This is a genomic window from Cytobacillus sp. BC1816, from assembly GCF_051353635.1.
GTDB lineage: Bacteria > Bacillota > Bacilli > Bacillales > Cytobacillaceae > Cytobacillus > Cytobacillus oceanisediminis_C.
On the sequence record NZ_CP195611.1, the window covers coordinates 2,354,999 to 2,375,012 of the forward strand.

Annotated in this window: 21 protein-coding genes and 1 pseudogene; 14 read left to right on the top strand and 8 right to left on the bottom strand. The window is 38.7% G+C overall.

What is annotated here, in order from left to right:
* The first annotated feature begins 50 nt into the window (after positions 1–50).
* The 9 genes from ACR42H_RS12105 (at position 51) to ACR42H_RS12145 (ending at position 11,998) form a co-directional block, all read left to right on the top strand.
* On the top strand, positions 51–911 hold the full coding sequence (locus ACR42H_RS12105; RefSeq protein WP_436376404.1) for a GNAT family N-acetyltransferase: 861 nt from the start codon (positions 51–53) through the stop codon (positions 909–911).
* A 71-nt stretch (positions 912–982) separates the two neighbouring features.
* On the top strand, positions 983–1,396 hold the full coding sequence (locus ACR42H_RS12110) for a CoA-binding protein (RefSeq protein ID WP_436376406.1): 414 nt from the start codon (positions 983–985) through the stop codon (positions 1,394–1,396).
* A gap of 316 nt (positions 1,397–1,712) precedes the next feature.
* Entirely contained in the window at positions 1,713–3,695 is a 1,983-nt protein-coding gene (parE, locus tag ACR42H_RS12115; RefSeq protein WP_436376408.1) for a DNA topoisomerase IV subunit B, read from the top strand.
* Positions 3,692–6,142: a DNA topoisomerase IV subunit A gene (parC, locus tag ACR42H_RS12120; RefSeq protein WP_436376410.1), complete on the top strand. Its 2,451-nt coding sequence runs from the start codon at positions 3,692–3,694 to the stop codon at positions 6,140–6,142. The genes parE and parC overlap by 4 nt, the downstream gene beginning before the upstream one ends.
* 272 nt (positions 6,143–6,414) lie before the next feature.
* Positions 6,415–7,857 (top strand): alanine/glycine:cation symporter family protein, encoded by a 1,443-nt coding sequence (locus ACR42H_RS12125; protein WP_113880835.1) that lies wholly within the window; start codon positions 6,415–6,417, stop codon positions 7,855–7,857.
* Between the two features lie 107 nt (positions 7,858–7,964).
* Positions 7,965–8,726, top strand: coding sequence for a hypothetical protein (locus ACR42H_RS12130; RefSeq protein WP_436376412.1), 762 nt, complete (start codon positions 7,965–7,967; stop codon positions 8,724–8,726).
* A 78-nt stretch (positions 8,727–8,804) separates the two neighbouring features.
* Positions 8,805–9,278 carry a staygreen family protein gene (locus ACR42H_RS12135; protein WP_436376417.1) on the top strand — a complete coding sequence of 158 codons (474 nt, stop codon included), beginning with the start codon at positions 8,805–8,807 and terminating at the stop codon, positions 9,276–9,278.
* 88 nt (positions 9,279–9,366) lie between these two features.
* Positions 9,367–9,501 carry a hypothetical protein gene (locus ACR42H_RS12140; RefSeq protein WP_436376419.1) on the top strand — a complete coding sequence of 45 codons (135 nt, stop codon included), beginning with the start codon at positions 9,367–9,369 and terminating at the stop codon, positions 9,499–9,501.
* A 934-nt stretch (positions 9,502–10,435) separates the two neighbouring features.
* The gene (locus ACR42H_RS12145) at positions 10,436–11,998 is read left to right on the top strand and encodes an alkaline phosphatase family protein (RefSeq protein ID WP_436376421.1); all 1,563 of its coding nucleotides are present in this window, start codon (positions 10,436–10,438) and stop codon (positions 11,996–11,998) included.
* Positions 11,999–12,123: 125 nt separating this feature from the next.
* Here the strand turns inward: ACR42H_RS12145 and ACR42H_RS12150 are convergent, their stop codons facing one another.
* Positions 12,124–12,360 carry a hypothetical protein gene (locus tag ACR42H_RS12150; RefSeq protein WP_436376423.1) on the bottom strand — a complete coding sequence of 79 codons (237 nt, stop codon included), beginning with the start codon at positions 12,358–12,360 and terminating at the stop codon, positions 12,124–12,126.
* A gap of 165 nt (positions 12,361–12,525) precedes the next feature.
* On the opposite strand from ACR42H_RS12150, the gene ACR42H_RS12155 reads away from it, so the two are divergent.
* Positions 12,526–13,158 carry a TVP38/TMEM64 family protein gene (locus tag ACR42H_RS12155; RefSeq protein ID WP_436376424.1) on the top strand — a complete coding sequence of 211 codons (633 nt, stop codon included), beginning with the start codon at positions 12,526–12,528 and terminating at the stop codon, positions 13,156–13,158.
* Positions 13,159–13,230: 72 nt separating this feature from the next.
* On the opposite strand, the gene ACR42H_RS12160 is transcribed toward ACR42H_RS12155, so the two are convergent.
* The 3 genes from ACR42H_RS12160 to ACR42H_RS12170 all read right to left on the bottom strand — a co-directional run bounded on the left by ACR42H_RS12160 (position 13,231) and on the right by ACR42H_RS12170 (position 15,304).
* On the bottom strand, positions 13,231–13,629 hold the full coding sequence (locus ACR42H_RS12160) for a hypothetical protein (protein WP_436376426.1): 399 nt from the start codon (positions 13,627–13,629) through the stop codon (positions 13,231–13,233).
* 218 nt (positions 13,630–13,847) lie between these two features.
* Entirely contained in the window at positions 13,848–14,663 is an 816-nt protein-coding gene (locus ACR42H_RS12165; RefSeq protein WP_243856094.1) for a metallophosphoesterase, read from the bottom strand.
* An 83-nt stretch (positions 14,664–14,746) separates the two neighbouring features.
* Positions 14,747–15,304 carry a YkoP family protein gene (locus tag ACR42H_RS12170; RefSeq protein ID WP_436376428.1) on the bottom strand — a complete coding sequence of 186 codons (558 nt, stop codon included), beginning with the start codon at positions 15,302–15,304 and terminating at the stop codon, positions 14,747–14,749.
* Positions 15,305–15,558: 254 nt separating this feature from the next.
* Here ACR42H_RS12170 and ACR42H_RS12175 point away from each other — a divergent pair, with 254 nt between their 5' ends.
* The 3 genes from ACR42H_RS12175 (at position 15,559) to ACR42H_RS12185 (ending at position 16,913) form a co-directional block, all read left to right on the top strand.
* Positions 15,559–15,762: a DUF1657 domain-containing protein gene (locus tag ACR42H_RS12175; protein ID WP_009334653.1), complete on the top strand. Its 204-nt coding sequence runs from the start codon at positions 15,559–15,561 to the stop codon at positions 15,760–15,762.
* Positions 15,763–15,828: 66 nt separating this feature from the next.
* The gene (locus ACR42H_RS12180; RefSeq protein WP_009334652.1) at positions 15,829–16,035 is read left to right on the top strand and encodes a DUF1657 domain-containing protein; all 207 of its coding nucleotides are present in this window, start codon (positions 15,829–15,831) and stop codon (positions 16,033–16,035) included.
* Positions 16,036–16,055: 20 nt separating this feature from the next.
* Positions 16,056–16,913, top strand: coding sequence for a DUF421 domain-containing protein (locus tag ACR42H_RS12185; protein ID WP_113880844.1), 858 nt, complete (start codon positions 16,056–16,058; stop codon positions 16,911–16,913).
* Between the two features lie 191 nt (positions 16,914–17,104).
* Here ACR42H_RS12185 and ACR42H_RS12190 read toward each other — a convergent pair whose 3' ends face one another.
* The 4 genes and pseudogenes from ACR42H_RS12190 to ACR42H_RS12205 form a co-directional block, all read right to left on the bottom strand.
* Positions 17,105–18,469, bottom strand: a complete 1,365-nt coding sequence (locus tag ACR42H_RS12190; protein WP_436376431.1) for an amino acid permease — start codon at positions 18,467–18,469, stop codon at positions 17,105–17,107.
* 124 nt (positions 18,470–18,593) lie between these two features.
* Positions 18,594–18,935 carry a hypothetical protein gene (locus tag ACR42H_RS12195; protein ID WP_113880846.1) on the bottom strand — a complete coding sequence of 114 codons (342 nt, stop codon included), beginning with the start codon at positions 18,933–18,935 and terminating at the stop codon, positions 18,594–18,596.
* A 33-nt stretch (positions 18,936–18,968) separates the two neighbouring features.
* On the bottom strand, positions 18,969–19,421 hold the full coding sequence (locus ACR42H_RS12200) for a YndM family protein (RefSeq protein ID WP_436376433.1): 453 nt from the start codon (positions 19,419–19,421) through the stop codon (positions 18,969–18,971).
* Positions 19,422–19,596: 175 nt separating this feature from the next.
* Positions 19,597–19,744, bottom strand: a pseudogene (locus ACR42H_RS12205) (hypothetical protein); the annotation flags it as partial.
* On the opposite strand from ACR42H_RS12205, the gene ACR42H_RS12210 reads away from it, so the two are divergent.
* Positions 19,739–19,987 carry a hypothetical protein gene (locus tag ACR42H_RS12210; protein WP_436376435.1) on the top strand — a complete coding sequence of 83 codons (249 nt, stop codon included), beginning with the start codon at positions 19,739–19,741 and terminating at the stop codon, positions 19,985–19,987. The pseudogene ACR42H_RS12205 and the gene ACR42H_RS12210 overlap by 6 nt on opposite strands.
* The last annotated feature ends 27 nt before the right edge of the window (positions 19,988–20,014 follow it).

Below are 20,014 nucleotides of genomic sequence, written 5' to 3' on the forward strand. Positions count from 1 at the left end.
AGCTAATCAGCCGTTTTATTATGGTAAAATATTGAAAGGGATGTGATGATGTGAAAGCCGGCAATTTGAATCATGCAAATCTAGTGCAGGCATCCGAGTTTATTGCAAGATTGAACTCTTTGCCCCAGTGCCATATAGGGTATTTGGGGACCAGCCAAGATGATATTCTTCATAGTCTGGAAGAAATGAATAGTGATGCCGAATCAGCTGCATTTATTGTCTGGGAGGATGGTGCGATTGCAGGTTTTTTGGGAGTAGATGCGGATCTTAATAAAGGGACAGCAGAATTATGGGGTCCTTTTGTTCAGGAAAATGAAATTATGAGACTTTTATGGGAAAAAGCCCTTCATTACTTTGAAGGAAATCTGCATTCTTATTTTCTGTTTGCGGATACAGCCAACCATACTGCTGCCGAATTTGCTTCAAGGAACGGGTTCAAGCTGCAATCTGCTCATACATTCATGGAACTGAAAGGATATCCCAGTATTGATTTAATAGATGTCAGTTTATTGCCTCCTCGCTGCCATAGTGAGTTTATCCATTTGCATGATACCGTGTTTCCCCATACATATTATTCAGGAAAAGAGATTATCGGAAGAGTGAATGATGATCACAAAGTTTATGCATCTGGTGATGCGGATGGATTAAATGGCTATTTATATGCAGAATACAATCGTGAAGAAAAAGAAGGAAGCATTGAATTCATTGGTGTGAACTCCAGTAAACGCAATAAGGGCATTGGACGGAAATTGCTTGATATGGCGGTTCATGATCTTTTTGTGAATGCTGGAGCCGCAAGCATTAAGCTTTGTGTGGGAACAACAAACGAGAAAGCCCTTTTTCTTTATAAAAAAGCAGGATTTAAAGTTGAAAGGGCATTGAGTTTTTATAAGTTGAATATTTGGGAATAAGAGCAATAAGTTAGTGCGCTTTTACGTTTTTAGGTAAAATATAATTAACCAGAAAAATTGGAGGGAACAAAATGGCTATTGAAAATCCAAGCAGGGACGAAATCGGTGTACTGTTAAAAAAGGCAAAGCGGATTGCTGTTGTGGGGTTAAGCGGAAATCCTGAACGTACATCCTATATGGTGTCAGAGGCGATGCAGAAAGCCGGTTATGAAATTATACCGGTTAATCCGGCTATTGATGAGGTACTTGGTGTAAAGGCTGTAGGAAGTCTTAAAGAGATCGAGGGACATGTAGATATCGTCAATGTATTCAGGCGCTCTGAGTTTCTTCCGGAAATTGCGCGTGAGTTTGCTGAAATGGATGCTGATATCTTCTGGGCTCAGCTAGGAGTGGCGAACCAGGAAGCATATGATTTTCTAAAAGAAAAAGGCTTCACTGTCATCATGGACCGCTGCATTAAAGTTGAACATGCACTAACGAAGTAAATTCAGCATGAGGTCTGCTTAAGATCTCATGTTTTTTATTTTTTATAGAATCCCTATAAATAAAGGGTTTGCCTAACGGAAATAATCAGGATAAATCTTTAAAATCCCAAGATCTTATTTGCCAAAACCAAATAAATAGATAAAATAAAGCATAGACCATCCTAAATTATATGGTAAAATATGAATAGAGAACATCTGTTCTATCCTTGAGGTATCAAAGGAAAATGGGCTAAAAAGCCGAATTCTCTTACTGGGTGTTCTTATTGCCGAGATTTTGACGGCAAGTGTTTTTGCAGGAAATGAAAGGGGTATGTTCGTGGCAAGAAATCAGGAAGCTTTTGACTACAATGATGATGCCATACAGGTACTCGAAGGGCTTGAAGCTGTTAGAAAACGCCCTGGGATGTACATTGGAAGTACGGATGCAAGGGGTTTGCACCATCTTGTATATGAGATTGTCGATAACGCTGTCGATGAAGCGCTGGCAGGTTACGGGGATCATATCATTGTCAAAATACATAAAGATAATTCAATTAGTGTTCAAGATAAAGGACGCGGTATGCCTACAGGTATGCACAGAATGGGCAAGCCGACTCCAGAAGTCATATTAACTGTCCTTCATGCTGGGGGAAAGTTTGGCCAGGGAGGCTACAAGACAAGCGGCGGGCTGCATGGTGTTGGTGCGTCCGTAGTCAACGCCCTCTCCGAGTGGCTTGTTGTGAAAATTAAACGTGATGGCTTTGTGTATGAACAGCGTTTCGAGCTGGGCGGAAAGCCGGTTACAACGCTTGAAAAGGTGGGCAAAACAAATCAATCAGGGACTACCATCCACTTTAAGCCAGATCCGTCAATTTTTTCGACTACCACGTATAATTACGAAACACTCTGCGAGCGGCTTCGTGAGTCTGCATTCCTACTAAAAGGAATGAAAATAGAAATCATAGATGAACGTAATGACTTTCATGACGTTTTTCATTATGAAAATGGCATAGAAGCATTTGTTGAATATTTAAATGAAGAAAAAGATGTTCTTCACCCTGTAGTAAGCTTTGAAGGTGAGAGCAATGGAATTGAAGTGGACCTTGCTTTTCAATTCAATGATGGATACTCGGAAAATGTCCTTTCATTCGTCAACAACGTCCGCACAAAAGACGGCGGTACGCATGAGGCTGGGTCTAAAACAGCGATGACAAGGGCTTTTAATGAATATGCCCGCAAAGTGAATCTTCTGAAGGAGAAAGATAAAAACCTGGATGGAGCGGATCTGCGGGAAGGATTCACGGCTATAGTCTCTGTTCGTGTACCTGAGGAACTTTTGCAGTTTGAGGGCCAGACAAAAGGCAAACTGGGAACCAGTGAAGCACGTTCCGCAGTTGATTCAGTTGTTTCCGAGCATTTGTCTTATTTCCTTGAAGAAAACCCAGAGACAAGCTCTCTATTAATTAAAAAAGCAATTAAAGCTTTCCAGGCGAGAGAAGCGGCACGCAAAGCACGTGAGGAAGCAAGAAGCGGGAAGAAGCGGAAAAAATCTGAAGCCATGCTTTCAGGAAAACTTACACCAGCACAGTCCCGCAACCCGCAAAGAAACGAATTATACCTGGTTGAGGGTGATTCTGCCGGGGGATCTGCCAAGCAGGGGAGAGACAGGCGCTTCCAGGCTGTGCTCCCGCTTAGAGGTAAAGTAATCAATACGGAAAAAGCAAAGCTCCAGGATATCTTTAAAAATGAAGAAATCAATACAATTATCCATGCAGTCGGGGCAGGCGTCGGCGCAGATTTTAATCTGGATGATGTTAACTATGATAAGGTAATCATCATGACAGATGCCGATACCGATGGAGCACATATCCAGGTGCTTTTGCTCACTTTCTTTTACAGGTATATGAAGCCGCTGCTTGAAGCGGGCAAGGTATTCATTGCACTGCCTCCTTTGTACAAAGTCAGCAAAGGTTCAGGCAAAAAAGAAGTGATCGAGTATGCATGGAGTGATGATGATCTTCAGGATACCATTAAAAAAGTAGGTAAGGGCTATATGCTCCAGCGTTATAAAGGACTTGGCGAAATGAACGCCGATCAGCTATGGGAAACGACTATGGATCCAGAGTCGCGCACACTGATCCGCGTAAAGATTGATGATGCCGCAAGAGCTGAACGCCGTGTGACCACATTGATGGGTGATAAGGTTGAACCGCGCCGCAAGTGGATCGAGTCCAACGTGGCATTCGGCCTTGAAGAAGATGGAAGCATACTTGAAAATGAGAATATTTCAGTACTAGAGGAGGAGGGTATTGAATCATGAGTTCAGCTGAAAAATTCCGGGACCTTCCTCTTGAAGATGTATTAGGCGACCGTTTTGGGCGTTATAGTAAATATATTATTCAGGATCGTGCCCTTCCTGATGCACGTGATGGGTTAAAGCCTGTTCAAAGACGGATCCTTTATGCCATGCATGTAGAAGGAAACACACACGAAAAGGGCTTTAGAAAGTCTGCTAAAACAGTCGGAAACGTAATCGGCAATTATCATCCGCATGGCGATACTTCTGTATATGACGCCATGGTGCGGATGAGCCAGGATTGGAAGGTTCGAAATCTTCTTGTTGAAATGCACGGAAATAATGGGAGCATCGATGGAGATCCTCCAGCCGCCATGCGTTATACAGAGGCACGATTATCGGCCCTTTCTTCCGAATTGCTGAGAGATATTGAGAAAAGAACCGTTGAATTTATCCCAAACTTTGATGATACTTCCAGTGAGCCAACCGTTTTGCCCGCTGTCTATCCAAATTTGCTTGTCAATGGCTCAACAGGTATTTCTGCTGGATATGCAACTGATATTCCGCCGCACCATTTAAATGAGATTATCGATGGAGTTATTTTACGGATAGACAAGCCGGATTGTTCTATCGATGATCTGATGGAGCATATTAAAGGGCCTGACTTCCCTACTGGAGGCATCATTCAGGGAGTCGATGGAATAAAAAAAGCTTATGAAACAGGAAGAGGCAAAATCATTGTCCGCGGAAAGGCAGAATTCGAAGATTTGCGCGGAGGCAAAAAGCAAATTGTCATTACAGAAATTCCTTATGAAGTGAATAAAGCAAATCTGGTAAAGAAAATTGATGAATTCCGCCTGGACCGGAAAGTCGAAGGCATCGCCGAAGTCCGTGATGAAACGGACCGGACAGGCCTTCGAATTGTGATTGAGTTAAAAAAGGATGCGGATCCTGAAGGCGTCCTTCATTATCTGTATAAAAACAGTGATTTGCAGATTCCTTATAACTTCAATATGGTGGCCATCCATAACCGTCATCCGAAATTAATGGGGTTAAGAGAGCTGCTGGATGCCTATATCGGCCATCGTAAAGAAGTTGTTACACGCAGATCTCAGTTTGAGCTGCAAAAGGCTGAGGCTCGTCAGCATATCGTTGAAGGCCTAATGAAGGCTCTTTCCATACTGGATGAAGTGATTGCAACGATCCGGGCATCTAAAGATAAACGGGATGCAAAAGATAATCTGATTGCTGAGTTTGAGTTCACTGAACCTCAGGCCGAAGCAATTGTTTCCCTCCAGCTTTATCGCTTAACTAATACAGACATTACAGCCTTAAGAGCAGAAGATGATGAGCTTGCTAAGCTAATCGGCGAGCTTAAAGCTATTTTGGAAAGCGAGAAGAAACTATTCTCTGTCGTTAAAAAAGAGCTAAGGGATGTCAAGAAGCGTTTTGCCGATGATCGCCGGACCAGAATTGAAGCGGAGATTGAGGAAATCAAGATTAATCTTGAAGTTCTGGTAGCCAGCGAAGATGTGATTGTAACGGTAACAAAGGAAGGCTATGTCAAGCGCACAAGCCAGAGGTCGTTTGCCGCCTCAAACGGACAGGATTTCGGGATGAAGGATTCAGACAGGCTGATTGCAAAGCTTGATATGAATACGACCGATGTGCTTCTTGTATTTACGAATAAAGGAAACTATCTATACTGTCCAGTACACCAGCTGCCGGATATCCGCTGGAAGGACCTTGGACAGCATATTGCCAATATCATACCGATCGACCGGAATGAATCAATAGTCCGGGCTATTCCAGTTAAAGATTTTGAAACAGAAGAATACTTGCTCTTTATGACGAAAAATGGAATGGTAAAGAAAACGGAGCTTAAGGCTTATAAGGCCCAAAGATATTCTAAGCCGCTTGTGGCAGTTAATGTAAAAGGCAATGATGAAGTTCTCGACGTTTATTTAACAGATGGCACGAAGGAAATATTCCTTGCCACGCATCAGGGATTCGGCCTCTGGTTCCATGAAGAAGAAGTCAGTATCGTTGGTGCCCGGGCTGCCGGAGTCAAAGGAATTAACCTGAAAGACGGCGATTTTGTCGCAGGTGCTCAGCTTATTGAGGATCAGAAAGAGCAGGCTGTCGTGATTGTTACACAGCGAGGTTCTGTTAAAAAAATGAAACTGAGCGAATTCGAACGGACTTCCCGTGCCAAGCGCGGTGTAGTGATGCTTCGTGAATTGAAATCAAACCCTCATCGCATTGTAGGGTGTGTGATTGTACGCAGCAAAGATGATTTATACATTGAAACGGAAAAAGGCCATATAGAAGCAGTTAATGCTTCATCCATCCGCTTTAATGACAGATACTCTAACGGATCGTTCATTATTGATGATTCCGAGAGCGGCAGGGCAAAATGTATTTGGAAGGTTGAAGAACCTAAAAATGATTCAGATGCCCCGGCTGAATAAACTTTGTGAACCCCTTTGTAAAAGACAGAGGGGTTCATTTAATATTTTTTGTATAAAAATCGAATAAAATATTATTTGAAAGCGTTTGTAGAACCGTTCACAAGGGAATATAAATTTTGGTGATTTTTCTTTTAAAACGCAATTTTATTGTGTTTATAAGGCATTGGAATGAATATTCGTCTTGTCTATTAAAAATTCTTTTGATAGATTAGAATAGGTGTTATTTTTGTGAGATAATAATAACCGTAATTTAAAAAACAGGGGGAAAATGAATGAATTTATTTTTAGAAGGTTTAAATTCGGCAGTCGGCTTTTTGAATGATATTGTCTGGACTTATATTCTAATCGCAGTACTTATCATTTTAGGTCTTTATTTCAGTCTAAAAAGCAAATTTGTACAATTCCGTTATTTTGGAGAAATGGTGCGGATACTTGGAGATAAAAGCATGGTATCGGCTGAAGGCAAAAGGGGAATTTCATCTTTCCAGGCATTCACAATCAGTGCTGCTTCAAGGATAGGGACCGGCAACATGGCTGGCGTTGCAACAGCAATAGCAGCAGGCGGACCAGGTGCGGTATTTTGGATGTGGGTCATTGCCTTTTTAGGTGCCGCTTCAAGTTTTGTGGAGAGTACTTTAGCACAAATCTATAAGGTCAAAGATAAAGACGGTTTTCGCGGCGGTCCTGCTTACTATATGGAAAAAGGACTTAATAAACGCTGGATGGGCATTTTGTTTGCTGTTATCATCACTTTCTGTTTTGGACTTGTATTCAACTCAGTCCAGTCCAACACAATTTCATTAGCCTTCAATGAAGCATTTGGGACAAGCCGATTAACAATTGGATTGATTCTTGCTGCCTTAACTGCTGTAATCATCTTTGGAGGAATTAAGAGAATAGCCTATGTATCACAAGTTATAGTTCCGATTATGGCAGTCATTTACTTAATTGTTGCCATTGTAATTGTAATGATGAATATTACTGAAGTGCCAAATCTTATTGCAACGATCGTTAAAGGCGCATTTGGAATGGATCAGGCCTTTGGAGGGGCAATGGGCGCTGCTGTCATGATGGGTATTAAAAGGGGCCTATTCTCGAATGAAGCCGGAATGGGAAGTGCACCTAATGCAGCTGCAACGGCTGCTGTTACTCACCCAGTTAAACAGGGGTTAATTCAAACTTTAGGTGTATTCGTAGATACGATTTTAATTTGTTCCGCGACTGGATTTATGATTATCCTTTCAGGAGCCTATACATCACCTGATCTATCAGGTATACAATTAACTCAAACAGCATTATCATCTCATATTGGCACATGGGCTCCTGTTTTCGTGGCTGTGTCAATCTTTCTCTTTGCATTTAGTTCTGTTATCGGCAATTACTATTATGGGGAAACGAACATTGAGTTCATTAAGGAAAGCCCACTCGCAATATTCATTTATCGTATTGGCGTAATCGGCATGGTCATCTTTGGGGCTTTAGTCGACCTGGCAACAGTTTGGGGCCTTGCAGATTTATTTATGGGTATTATGGCTTTAATAAACCTGGTTGCCATTACCATGCTCGGGAAAATTGCATTCGCTGCACTTAAGGACTACAAGGCACAGAGAAAAGAAGGGAAAGACCCTGTGTTTTATGCAGACTCCATTCCAGGATTAGAAGGAATTGAATCATGGGAAACGAAAGAAAATGCCTTGAAAAAGAAAGCTGAATAATTACCGATGGAAACCTCTTATCTATAAGATAGGAGGTTTTTTTATGTGTTTTTACATGTTATTACCATATCTGGATAAGCTATTAGAAAAATAGGGAGGATTCGTAAATGAAAAAAGAATTGCTTTTTGCGTTTGCGGCTTTCTTTTTTATGTCTCTATCCGCCATAACAGGGGTATATGCCGGCGAGGAAGATCATAAAGCTGTGACGGTGTCAAAAAACAAAGTGGATGTTACCGGTGATACTAAGGCGGATACCGTCTATATTAAGGGTGTTTATTATGAGGAAGGCGCATCATTTTTAAAGGAAATATCACTCGAAATAAAGGCTTCAGACGGTAATACATATAAAGCAGAGCTTGCAGGTGGCTATGAACCTCAAATACAGTTTGAGGATTTAAATCATGACTCCATTAAAGATATGTTTATAAGTATACCAACAGGGGGAAGCGGCGGTCTGTCGAATTTTTATTTATATACGTTAAAGGACTTTACGTTGACAGAATTGGCTGTTCCAAGTCCTTTAGTAATCAATAGCCAATTTGAAAATGGCTACAAAGCTAATATTCGGATTCAAGACACCAAACAATCCTATACGTTTGATTTAAGGGATCGGAGCGAGGAATATGAACGGCTTGGTCTATATTTAAACGGAAAACTAAGTGAACCTACCGAGCTAATGGTAAATCCTTATAGCACGCTGAAGATCATTCCTGTTGAAGGGCAAAACGGATTATTGGGAGTTCAAAGAATAAGCGGTGCCTATAATGCAGATACAATCGCCTTTGTAGAATCTTTCTGGCTGTATGAGGAAGGGAAATGGATGTTAAAAGACACCAAAGTAATGAAAATGAATTCGCGCAAACCTTAATAAAATGGGCATTTGTCACGTTTCATTAAGCGCCACATATACTGGCCATAAGGAAATTTGTATTTGGGGGCGCTTAATATGAGCAATTTTGATCCATCTAAGCTGTCGGTTAAATATTTGCCTCCTGCGACGGAATTCAGACCCGTAGACAGCAGGAAATATACACTTACACACTCAGATGCAACAGGTGAATTATCTTTGGCGATAGGCGGATGCTATGATTTTAATGCAGTCAATCCTAAATTCCGTGATGAAGTATTTGCTGAATGGATACCACAAATGGGGCAGTATGTGCTGAGCGGAAGGGTGTATATCAGCGGCGGAGAATTCGATCAGCAATACTCAAAAATAAGGTTTCTTATCTTCCAAAAAGAATTGGATCTGGCGCTAAAAGCCGTGGTTTATGGTGACAGATGTTTTTATACCAATTATCCCTGGCTGCTTGATTCGCCAATCTTTATATATTTTGAATCCGTATACCCGGAGTTCAGCAAACTGCTTTATTACGGGACTCCGAGAAAATATTTAAGTTCAGCATTGCAGCCAGTATGAATGGATAAAGGAATGTATGTTCGGTTTGTGAAAAACAGAACGAGGCAAAAGCAGCTGTATTAAACAAATAAACAAAGGAGCGTTTAGAATGAAGAAAGAACAGGAGAAAGCATTTGGATTGAGCTATGAATCGGATGGAGAGATGGGGGAAAAAACCAAAAACAATAAGGATAATAAAGAACAAGAAGAAATGTTTTTTAATACTACACAGGATAGTGAATAAATTAAAGGGATATAAACAAAAGGTTGCGCATAGTAATGTTATGTAAACTAGATGGCGAAAAAAGTATTAGTTAAGAGGGATTGTTGAATTTCTGCGTAATATCGATTTAGTTAATTGTTAACGGACCATCAGAATATTGGACCACAGCTTCAGCAGAATCATCGGAAAACGAAACTGTTTTAAAAAATTAAAACTGAAAAATAACAAAATTACTAACGTTGCAGATTAAATCATTTAATTAATATCAGACAGAAAATTTTCATACTGTCTCATTATCTTAAGTATACTTTGATAATGAGACAGAAATTCTGTTTTAGCTTATTACTTCCTATAATATATATTATGTAAACTAGAAAAAATATTGTCCCACCTTAACCCCTCTTAATAATCTTTATTGGGCATTACTCTCCTCCATGCTAGCAACAAATTCTTGGAACAATCCCATAATGTTTTAACCCTTTAATCTAATATCCTGTGTACTCGATAATAATGATGCATTTCAAAAAAGTATGTTTTGTCTATAATTAATACATTAATTACAAAAAAATAAGCATACTGATAGTAAAGTTTCTGTTGGTATTATATCCAAAAATTTGAGCTTAAGTTTTGATTTAATAATGGGAATGAAATATGGTTCGTTGGCTGGTTTGATGATTAATAACCTTGCCTCCCTCTCCTCTGTTATTTCCTTTTTGTCTCATTATAACTTCAAGCATTATTTCACTGCTTCAATAAAAGTTTACGAAAAAATCAATTATTGAACGTATATTAGGACATTTGATCACTAATAACCCTCTTCAGTTGATAAAAAACAATACAGGTCATCAGAAATCCCATTACTTTGTATAGCAATTGAAAATCAAATGCTGCCGCCTCCATTTAATTCTTGCATAAAGTTAATATAAACTATATTTCAAAGCGCAGGTGAAATTTGTTGATTCGTTTGCTTCCTTGTATAGCTATTTCTATTCTCTTAATCGGTTGCGCCAGCAGTGGTCAAAATTCAAATGAACAGGATAAGAAATCAGCTGCTATTCAAACCGAAAGTCAGTCTTCACCTAAAGTTATACTTCTTGTTATCGATTCCTTGATGGATGAGCCTTTAAAAAAAGCTATTCAAGAGAAAAAAGCTCCTGCTCTGGCCTTCTTTTTAGAACACGGACAATATAGTAAAAATGTAGTAAGTTCCTATCCAACCATGTCGGTTACAATCGACAGTTCTTTAATAACTGGAGCTTACCCTGATAAGAGTAAGATTCCTGGGCTCGTTTGGTTTAATAAAGATGAGAAGCAAATCATCACTTATGGAAATGGTTTATTTGAAATCATGAAGATTGGGGTTTCCCAATTTGCTGAAAGTATCATGCATCAATATAATAACGTTGACCTCAGTGCAAATGTAAGCACTATCCATGAGGACCTGAACACGATTAAAAAGGAATCAGCATCCATTAACGCATTTATTTATCGGGGAAATTATCGTCATACCCTTAAAGTACCAAAGCTGATAACAAAAGTGAGTAATTTACCTTCGGAATATGAAACCGCTGGGCCGAAAATGCTGTCTTTAGGTGCATTTATTCAACAGGACAAAAAGAAAAATCACATCGTGAACCGTTTAGGACTTAATGATGCCTTCGCGGTTCAAGAATTAAAATACCTTTTGGAAAAAAATATTATTCCTGAATTTACAATCCTGTATATTTCAGGAAATGACTTTACTGTACATAGGAAAGGGCCAAATACAATAAAAGGAATTGAAAAACTTGATAAGTATCTTCAGGAGGTCTTGAATAGTTTTCCGGAATGGGAAGATGCCCTTAAAAATTATAACTGGATAATCATTGGAGACAGTAAACAGTCACCTGTCATTGAATCGAAAAAAGAAGCTTTAATCGATTTACAAGAAACCCTTTCTGAATATAGAATTTTAAAGCTCGGCAAGCCTGCTGCAAAAGACGATGAAATTGTCATTACAGCAAATGAACGAATGGCATATGTCTATAAAATTAACGAAAGTGTTTCAGTTAAAGACATTGCCGGAAGATTGAAAACAGATCAGAGGATTGCCTGGATTGCATGGAAGGAAAAAGAATTAATACATGTGATATCCGGGGATCATGAAGGATCCTTCGAATTTAAGCCAGGTGGAACCTATCGTGATGTTTATAATCAAGGCTGGTCTATAAAAGGAAATACTTCCATTCTCGATTTAACCTTAAAGAACAAGAATATTCATTATGGGGATTATCCTGATGGATTAGCAAGGTTACATGGAGCTATGAATTCTCAGGAAGGAGAATTTCTTGTCGTTGACGCAAAACCCGGATATGAATTTATTGGAGAAAGTTCACCTGAACATTCCGGTGGCGGTGCCCATGGCTCCATGCATAAAGATGATTCACTAATCCCCATCATTGTTACAGGAACAGATAAAAGTATCGAGCAGCTGCGGATTGTAGATTTGAAAAAATGGATATTGGAATTTTGGAATTGATAATGGATGTTTGAATTATTGAAAAACATAAACCTGCTCTCAGCAAATGAGCGAAGGTTTATGTTTAGTTATAAATCACAGGCAATGTTAAATTCAGGTTTTTCTAAAAGTTTCGTATGCTAAATTTAGAATGATTCATTAACCTCCCAGGATTCCACCAATTTATAAGCTGTTTGCGGATTATAGCCTTTTCCAAGCAAGTACGCAATGGCTGCAACCTCAGTCATTGCATGAGAAACTGAAGTAAATTTTGCTTCTGTTAAGCCATAATTTACAAATGGTTTTACAATCATTAAGGTCTCGTTTTTTATATCTCTGTATGGAATATAGGAACCATAATTCATATTTTGAAAATAGTGCATTTTATTAACTGCCTCCCCCATTTTTTACTTGATGTTATTTTATGATGGGTTTTAAGAAATGTTTTTTGTCCAGGTGAATACATTTCTTTTCAATAAAATAAGCATACTGAAATTAAGGAAGCCGGGAATGATTAGATTTAGGGATATAATTAAGGAGCAAATTTGATGCGCAGATGGTGGATTGTATTAGCATATGTCATTTTATTGATCGTTGGAATGACCAATAAAGATTACTTTTTAGAATGGATGCGAACCAGTGACCCATCTTGGCTTCCCTTAATGTTTTTATTTTCTGTCATGATTGCCTCTATTCCTTTCTTGCCATTTACTCTATTTGCAGGATTAATGGGAGTTAAATTTGGTGCGATGGTTGGTCTGCTGATCAATTGGTTTGGCATTCTTTTGACTTCGGCAATTTACTTTTTTTTATCAAGATACTATTTCAGGAATTATTTCACTGCCTACTTAGGAAAGTATAAAGCAATTAATAAATTTCAGTACCTGTTTGAAAAAAATGCATTTATGGCTATTTTGTTTGGACGAATGATAATTATTATCCCTCCTCTGGTGTTTAATATCTATTGTGGAATAGCTGATATTCCATTTAGGCATTTTTTTATAGCTACTGCAATCGGAATGCTGCCTCCTATGTTTATGCTTGCATACAGCGGCGAGCAATTGTTTTTATCACTTCATAATTTTTTGCTGGGAGTAATTTGGTATCTATTATTTCTTCTCTGCTTGTTCCTTTGTTATAAATTATGGTTCCATAACAAGCTGGATCAATCAAAAAGATGATCCAATATTGAAGTAAAATTATATAAATGAAAAAAAGCCCACAAAATACGTGGGCTGCTATGCTATTCTTTATTAGTTGTTTATCGGGTTCTTATTCGATGTTAATTCCTCTGCAAACTCAGTTGATCCCGCCGTATTTGGCTTCTGAAAATTTGTCGTTTGGGCAGTATTATTGAATTTGTTGTTTATCGGGTTCTTATTCGATGTAAATTCCTCTGCAAACTCAGTTAGCCCCGCCATATTTGGCTTCTGGAAATTTGTCATTTGGGCTGTATTTTTCATTAAGTTTTGAAACGGACGAGCCATATTTCTGCCTCGATTTCTCGTAAAGCCATATGCAGCTGCACTTAAACCAAGGCTAATTAAAGATCCCCATAGCATTCCTCTGTTCCTTCTTCTCTTTCTTCCAAACATATTTAAAAATGGCTGCATTCTGCCCATATTAAAAATCGCATTTATCCAGTTATTCAAGTTTAAGCACTCCCCTTTAAGTAATAAGAAGGAACCATCATACGTCCCTCCCATTATAATTTTTACTTTTAGGGATTTTAATATGCTGGCAAAAATTTTAATGGGTTTGTAAATAATATTTGTGCATATCATAAAATTTTTTTTTTGTAAATTACTGATTGTACATGTTTATTATACGCCTAAAAAACCTTGCCTATTGGGCAAGGTTTAGAAATGCATTAAGATATTTCATGATAAGTGATTTCAGGACGGCTGCCGATACGGATATTGACCCCTGTCTGGCCCAGTCCCTCACTTATATAAAAAGGCTTTCCGCTATGATAATGAAGACCTTTAACCATTTTCATGCGGACAAGCTTACCCATTTTTATCAAATGATACGGCTTTGGCCAATGAATTTGTCCACCGTGAAAGTGCCCTGATAATAAATAATCAAAAGGAATATTTTCCATCTCTAATACAATATTGGGATCATGTGTCAAAACTAGATTACAGCCTTCAAATACGCCTTCGTAGGCCTTTTTTACATCACTGTGTCTGGTACTGTAATTATCAATTCCAATGATGTTTAATTTTTCCCCATTAACTTGTATCGACACATGCTCATTTTGAAGTGTTTTACAGCCATTTTCTTCTAGTGTGTTTTTCAATGTTTCAAAGTTATGGCCTTTTAAAACATAATCATGATTACCAAAGACTGCATACATGCCATGCTTTGGATTTGTCTTGTTCAGTGCATGGAGATAGCCCGCAAGTTTAGGAATACTTCGTTTGCGGTCAAGAAAATCGCCTGTAAGAGCAATTAGATCCACTGGCTGTTTTGAGATCATCTTAAATAATTCATCCGGACTGACAGATATATTTTCTAGGTGCATATCAGATATATGAAGAATTTTTATGTTATCTCCCGAAACTGAGATATTAGGACGGGAAACGGAAATTGAATTTATCGTTACATTCTTTGTGTTCTTATTGGCTTTGTAAATAATATAACAGAAAACGGAGAACAAAATTAAAGTGAAAAATAATGCCATTTTCATATCCCCTCCCTCCTTCAAAGTATAAGGGGATTGAGGGGACAGTCCTAGTGGGAGTTAGAGGAAACAGTCTGCATCTTTTATTTATATTTATTAATCAGGTTTTCTTTAGACATCAATAAGTAAACAGTGCGATGCTTTTTAATATTTGCAGCAGAAATTTTTGAACACGACAAAAAATATATAGGCAATTGAAATGTTTTTTTAAACCAGCAGTAAAGTTTATTTTTTGGAGGTATGCATTCAAACCCAAGCGCACTGAATCCCTTGTTTATAAGGGTGATGCCAATAACCCCTTTTATTTTCGTTTCTTCCGGATGGTTGAGGATAAATGCAGTCAAAAGCGGCATAGAATCCTTAACACGTTTATAGATGGCTCTTCCTTTTAATAATTCATTTGTCATATAGTTAAAATCATTTAACAGCCTGACATTATGCAGATGAATTTTAAGTAAAAGATCATTTTTTCTTATGATAGCACCGTCAGATAATTGAATGTCATTCCCTTTATATTTTGTTAGCCTCACGCGAAAAACTCCTCCTTTTTCCGGATCTGCTGTAAGATGCTGTAACCGGGTAAAAGGATAATAAAAAGGATCCAGGAATATCCATATTGATAATAAAATATTACGGAACATGATTTATTTAGGTCCCCCTCCTTCATAAGCTATAGTAAATAGGATGTTAATCTAATGGTAATTTTAATTATGGAAATGAACGGATATAGTGCCTTTTTAATATGGCAGCTTGCAGCCAGGTCTTCCAAGGGAGATCCAGATCGCCCTATATGATAAGCTTACTGAATTTGGTATGAAGTTTATTACATAAGCATTCAATAAAAAGTAATAATATATTGTGTAGTTTATTTCTCATTTGAAAGAAGGAATTAAAGATGACAGTTGGAACTCAAGTAAAGCAAGCAATTGTTGGCTTGAAGAGCGCACAGGCCAGCTTTGAAACGTTTGCACTGGCTACGGAAAACCAAAATGCTAAGCAGCTGTATCAGAATGCCGCACAGCAAACACAATCGATTATTGACAGCCTTGAACCAAGGCTTCAAGAGATTCAGCAAGAGGAACCACAATATAATCAGTAGACAAACAGGCTGGCATATGCCGGCCCTATTTCAATTATTAATTCTATCTTGAATGGTGTGATCCCAATGACAATTGCTTCGAATGTAAATCAATGTCTTGCAGCCATACGTTCTATAGAAGCACAGTTATCAAACCTGGCTTTAACCTCAATGGATGAAGAAGCAAAGCGCCTATTCCATGAATCAATGCTGGAAATTAGCGAGATAAAAACTGATCTTGAACACCGAAAAAAGGTTATAGAGTTTGAGGAACCGCAATATAAACCAAACTAACTGAACTTGGAGATGAAAATATGCCAGAATGGCTGCTTATTGGTGCACGTTCTATTTTATTCGCAGGTGTTTTATTTGCTATAACCAAACTGATAGGAAAAAAACAAATATCAGAGCTTTCATTTTTTGAATATGTATCAGGAATTACAATAGGAAGTATAGCCGGTGAAATTATTATGGGGCTGGATAACCACTGGGCCAGCGGAATCTTTTCTATTTTGATTTTTGGTCTGGTTACATTATTTGCTGATATTCTCTCGCTTAAGAGTAAAAGCTTCCGTGATTTCTTTGAAGGAAAAGGTACAATCTTTATTAAAGATGGAAAAATATTAGAAGATAATTTAAAAAAAGAAAGATATTCGATTGATGATTTATCCTCCCTGCTTCGCCAAAAAAATGTTTTTAAAACAGCAGATGTGGAGTTTGCTGTTTTAGAGCCGCGCGGAGACCTTAGCATCATGCTGAAGAAAGAAAACCAGCCGCTTACCCCAAAGGATCTTCAATTGAATTTGCCTCAGGAAAAAGAGCCGCAAACGGTTATTATGGATGGGAAAATTCTAAACGATCCCCTTGCTGAGTCAGGGAAAACGAGAAAATGGCTTTACATGGAGATAGAAAAACTGGGTTTGACCATTGATAACATTTTTTTGGGTCAAATTAATTCTTATGGAGAACTGACTGTAGATATTTTTGATGATTCACTAAAGGTTCCTGCACCACAACAGCGTCCTCTGCTTATGGCAATGATAAAAAAGTGTGCAGCTGACCTCGAAGTGTTTTCCCTGCAGACTGATTCCAAGAAGGCACAACAAATGTATGAAAAAAATACTCTTAAGCTGAATCAAATCATTCAGAAATTATCCCCATATTTAAAGTAAGCTTGTCCATCAAGAGGACTTGAAAAACAGAGTCCGCCCTCTTCCTATATTTAAAATTCTGCAATGATATTTTAGTGAATTCCTTTAACAACCCTTTTCGGTTATTTCTTGCAGATATTTATATAAAACGGCTGCCAGTGTCTAAAAACTGAACAAACACCAGAATGAAAACTGGTGTTTGTTTCTTATTGTTAACAGCTGCTCCCGCCCTCTTTTTTCCATACTTTTTTTTGCATAATTAAGGCCACGATCGCTATTAATGCCACAAATATTAAACTGACAAAAAATCCAAACCTTATTGACTTTTCAATTAATGTGCCGCTTACCGCAGCCAGGATCAGAAGCAATCCCGCCGCAGCCATTATCTTTCCGAACACTTTATTTTCCAGAATCCGAAGAGCTGAAATGATGATGAATGACCAATTGAATAAAATTAATATACCAGCAGCAGTAGTGATATACTCATATATTTTGCCTGGCAGCAATAAGGCGGTTACGATGGATGCAATTAAACCGGCTGTAGCCAATCCCAGCGAAGGTAAAGGAAGGTCCTTCCACTTCGTTATCTTTTTTGAAAATACCGCTGGAGCATCGCCATCATTAGCCATAGTAACCAGTAAGGCTGTTACTCCAAACAGTGAAGCGGTCATCGTAGAGAAGCCGGCAATAATGATTGCAGCATTAAAAACGTGCGGGAAGAAGGCCAGATTATACTTATCCATTGCAGTTACAAAAGGACTCTCTTTTTCATTAAAAGCACCATGTGAAGCCATATACACGGCTAAGCCAAGAGAAATGACATAGATGATGACAAGGACGATCAGCATAATGATGCCCGCCTTGGGTGCATCCTCCTTCTTTTTTAACCTTGTTGCCATTAGCCCGATAACTTCAATTCCTCCGTATGCATAAAAAGCATAAATCAAGGATGACCAGAAGCCCTTAAAGCCTTCAGGAAACCAATCCCCTGAAGAACCGGGGAATCCGGGATGCCTGGCATCTCCATCAATCACTCCGGACAAAGCAGCGGCTGCGAGGATGATAAACATAATAATGGCTGCTGTTTTAATAACTGCAAACAGGTCCTCCACCTTGTCAAAACCTTTGTTGCCTGTTAATACCACTATAATGGAGAGGATGGCATAACCGGCTGCAAAGACCCAAAGGGGCACATGAGGAAACCAAAATCTTGTCAAAATGGAGAGCGCGGTTAATTGGCTTCCCATGATAAGTATATTTGAGCACCAGTAATTCCAGCCGCAGCTAAAACCTGCCCACTTTCCATAGGCTTTATTAGCGTAATAGCAAAAAGATCCTTCCTGAGGGTCTTCAGCTGTCATTTTAGCCAAAAGATTATAGACGATATAGGTTCCAAGTGCCGCTAATATAAATGAAAATACAATGGATGGTCCGGTGATCTTAATGCCAATGGCGGAACCGAGAAAGAAACCGGTCCCAATCGTACAGCCAACACCTATTAATGATAATTGCCACCATTTTAGGTCACCGGAATCACTTTTTTTTGAGGAATTTCCGCTGGGAAGAAAGAAGTCCATGGTGTACCTCCTGTTTAGCTTCTAAGGCTGTTAATCGTTCTTTTGTTTTCAATTCAAATAAATAAGCCGATTCCTTTTGGTGATCGGCTTCCGTTCAAATCTGTAAAGGATGATGCCAAAGCATTTATTTCTTTTGTTCTGAACTGTCGCTTTTTAACCCTGTAACAGATCTGAACATCTGTGTGTTCATGCTGCCCTGGACAATATCTTGTAGGAAGAATTGTTCGATTAGCTTTTTATATTCTTCATCCTCAAACATCTTTCTGTTTTGAAGCTCCATTTCAGCGAGACCTTCATATTTGAAAAGAAAAGCATAAGTATGGTCTTTTCCTGAAATGGGGGATAATAGCTCAACCTCATGCTGATAATTCTCGTTTCGGTAGCTTTGGATCATTCTCATGTTTTTTAAAGCTTCAACAAAACTGTCCTGCTTTACTTCAAATGTCTGGTAAACGAAAACTGACATAATAATCCCCTTTCCAAGAGCTTTCAGAATGTGTTATTTATCCTCTTCGCTTCTTACATCCGGTCTAACAGGTGTTAAGTCCTCGGAAACTTCAGTATTAAAGCGGAGATTTCCTTGGTTAATAGTGCCTTTTTCATTACTTGCTTCTGTCATATTTCTGAGCAAAAATAAGTGGAATAGATATTTAAATAATGCGACTCCAAGAGCTGCGGCTATTGACATTGCAATAAGATTGTAACCATTGGTTAAAATTGAACTCAAAAACCAGATGAGCAAAAAAGCCAATCCAAAGTCGGCTGCCGTTGCAATTACATTGCTGCTCCCTGGGAGTATGAGCATATCACCAAGAATATAAGCTGTAATGCCCAGAATGGCTGTTATAATAAATACATTTACAAAGCTCATTCCAAAGAATACTCCGAGAATGATATATAAGAGAACAAAACTTGCGGGAAATTTTAGAGCCAATGCCTTGGAATGCTGCATAATCTCCCTCCTTTAGTTGTTAGTCTGGTTATTAGCACAAAAATTATTCCATATATAGCTGCACTTGAATTAAGTTACTTGGCGTAAGAAAATGATTCCTTTTATTGATTTATTTTTCTAGTGTGCTGGTGTTGAGCAATGAGAAATATATCAAAGGGGCAATTGTCCCAAAACATTATCTGCTCAAGCATTTGAATGTTCTCCTGTTCCTGCTGAAGCATCATACGATATTGCTGGCTTCCCTGCTGTGTCTGCTGAATCAGCTGCTGAGCAAGCTGCCTGGCTTGACTTGCCTGCAGTATTCCATGTTGAGTTGTATGCATATTAACAGCCTCCTACGTGAAAAGCAGGCTGCCCAATTAATTGAACAAAGCCTGCAAAGCCATGATTTAGCCAATCAGCGATGCCAGGAAGTCGTACACATTTGCATTCAAATGCAGGGACAGCTTACTGGACAAGAGATGGCTGGAGGAAGTCTTTCAGCAATGCAGCAGCCTTTTAATAACCAGAGTCAATTTCAGACTGGTTCGCCATTCAATTATGCAGGTTCTTTCCGCCAGCAATAATTGAGTACAAAAAAAAGCAGCCCGATT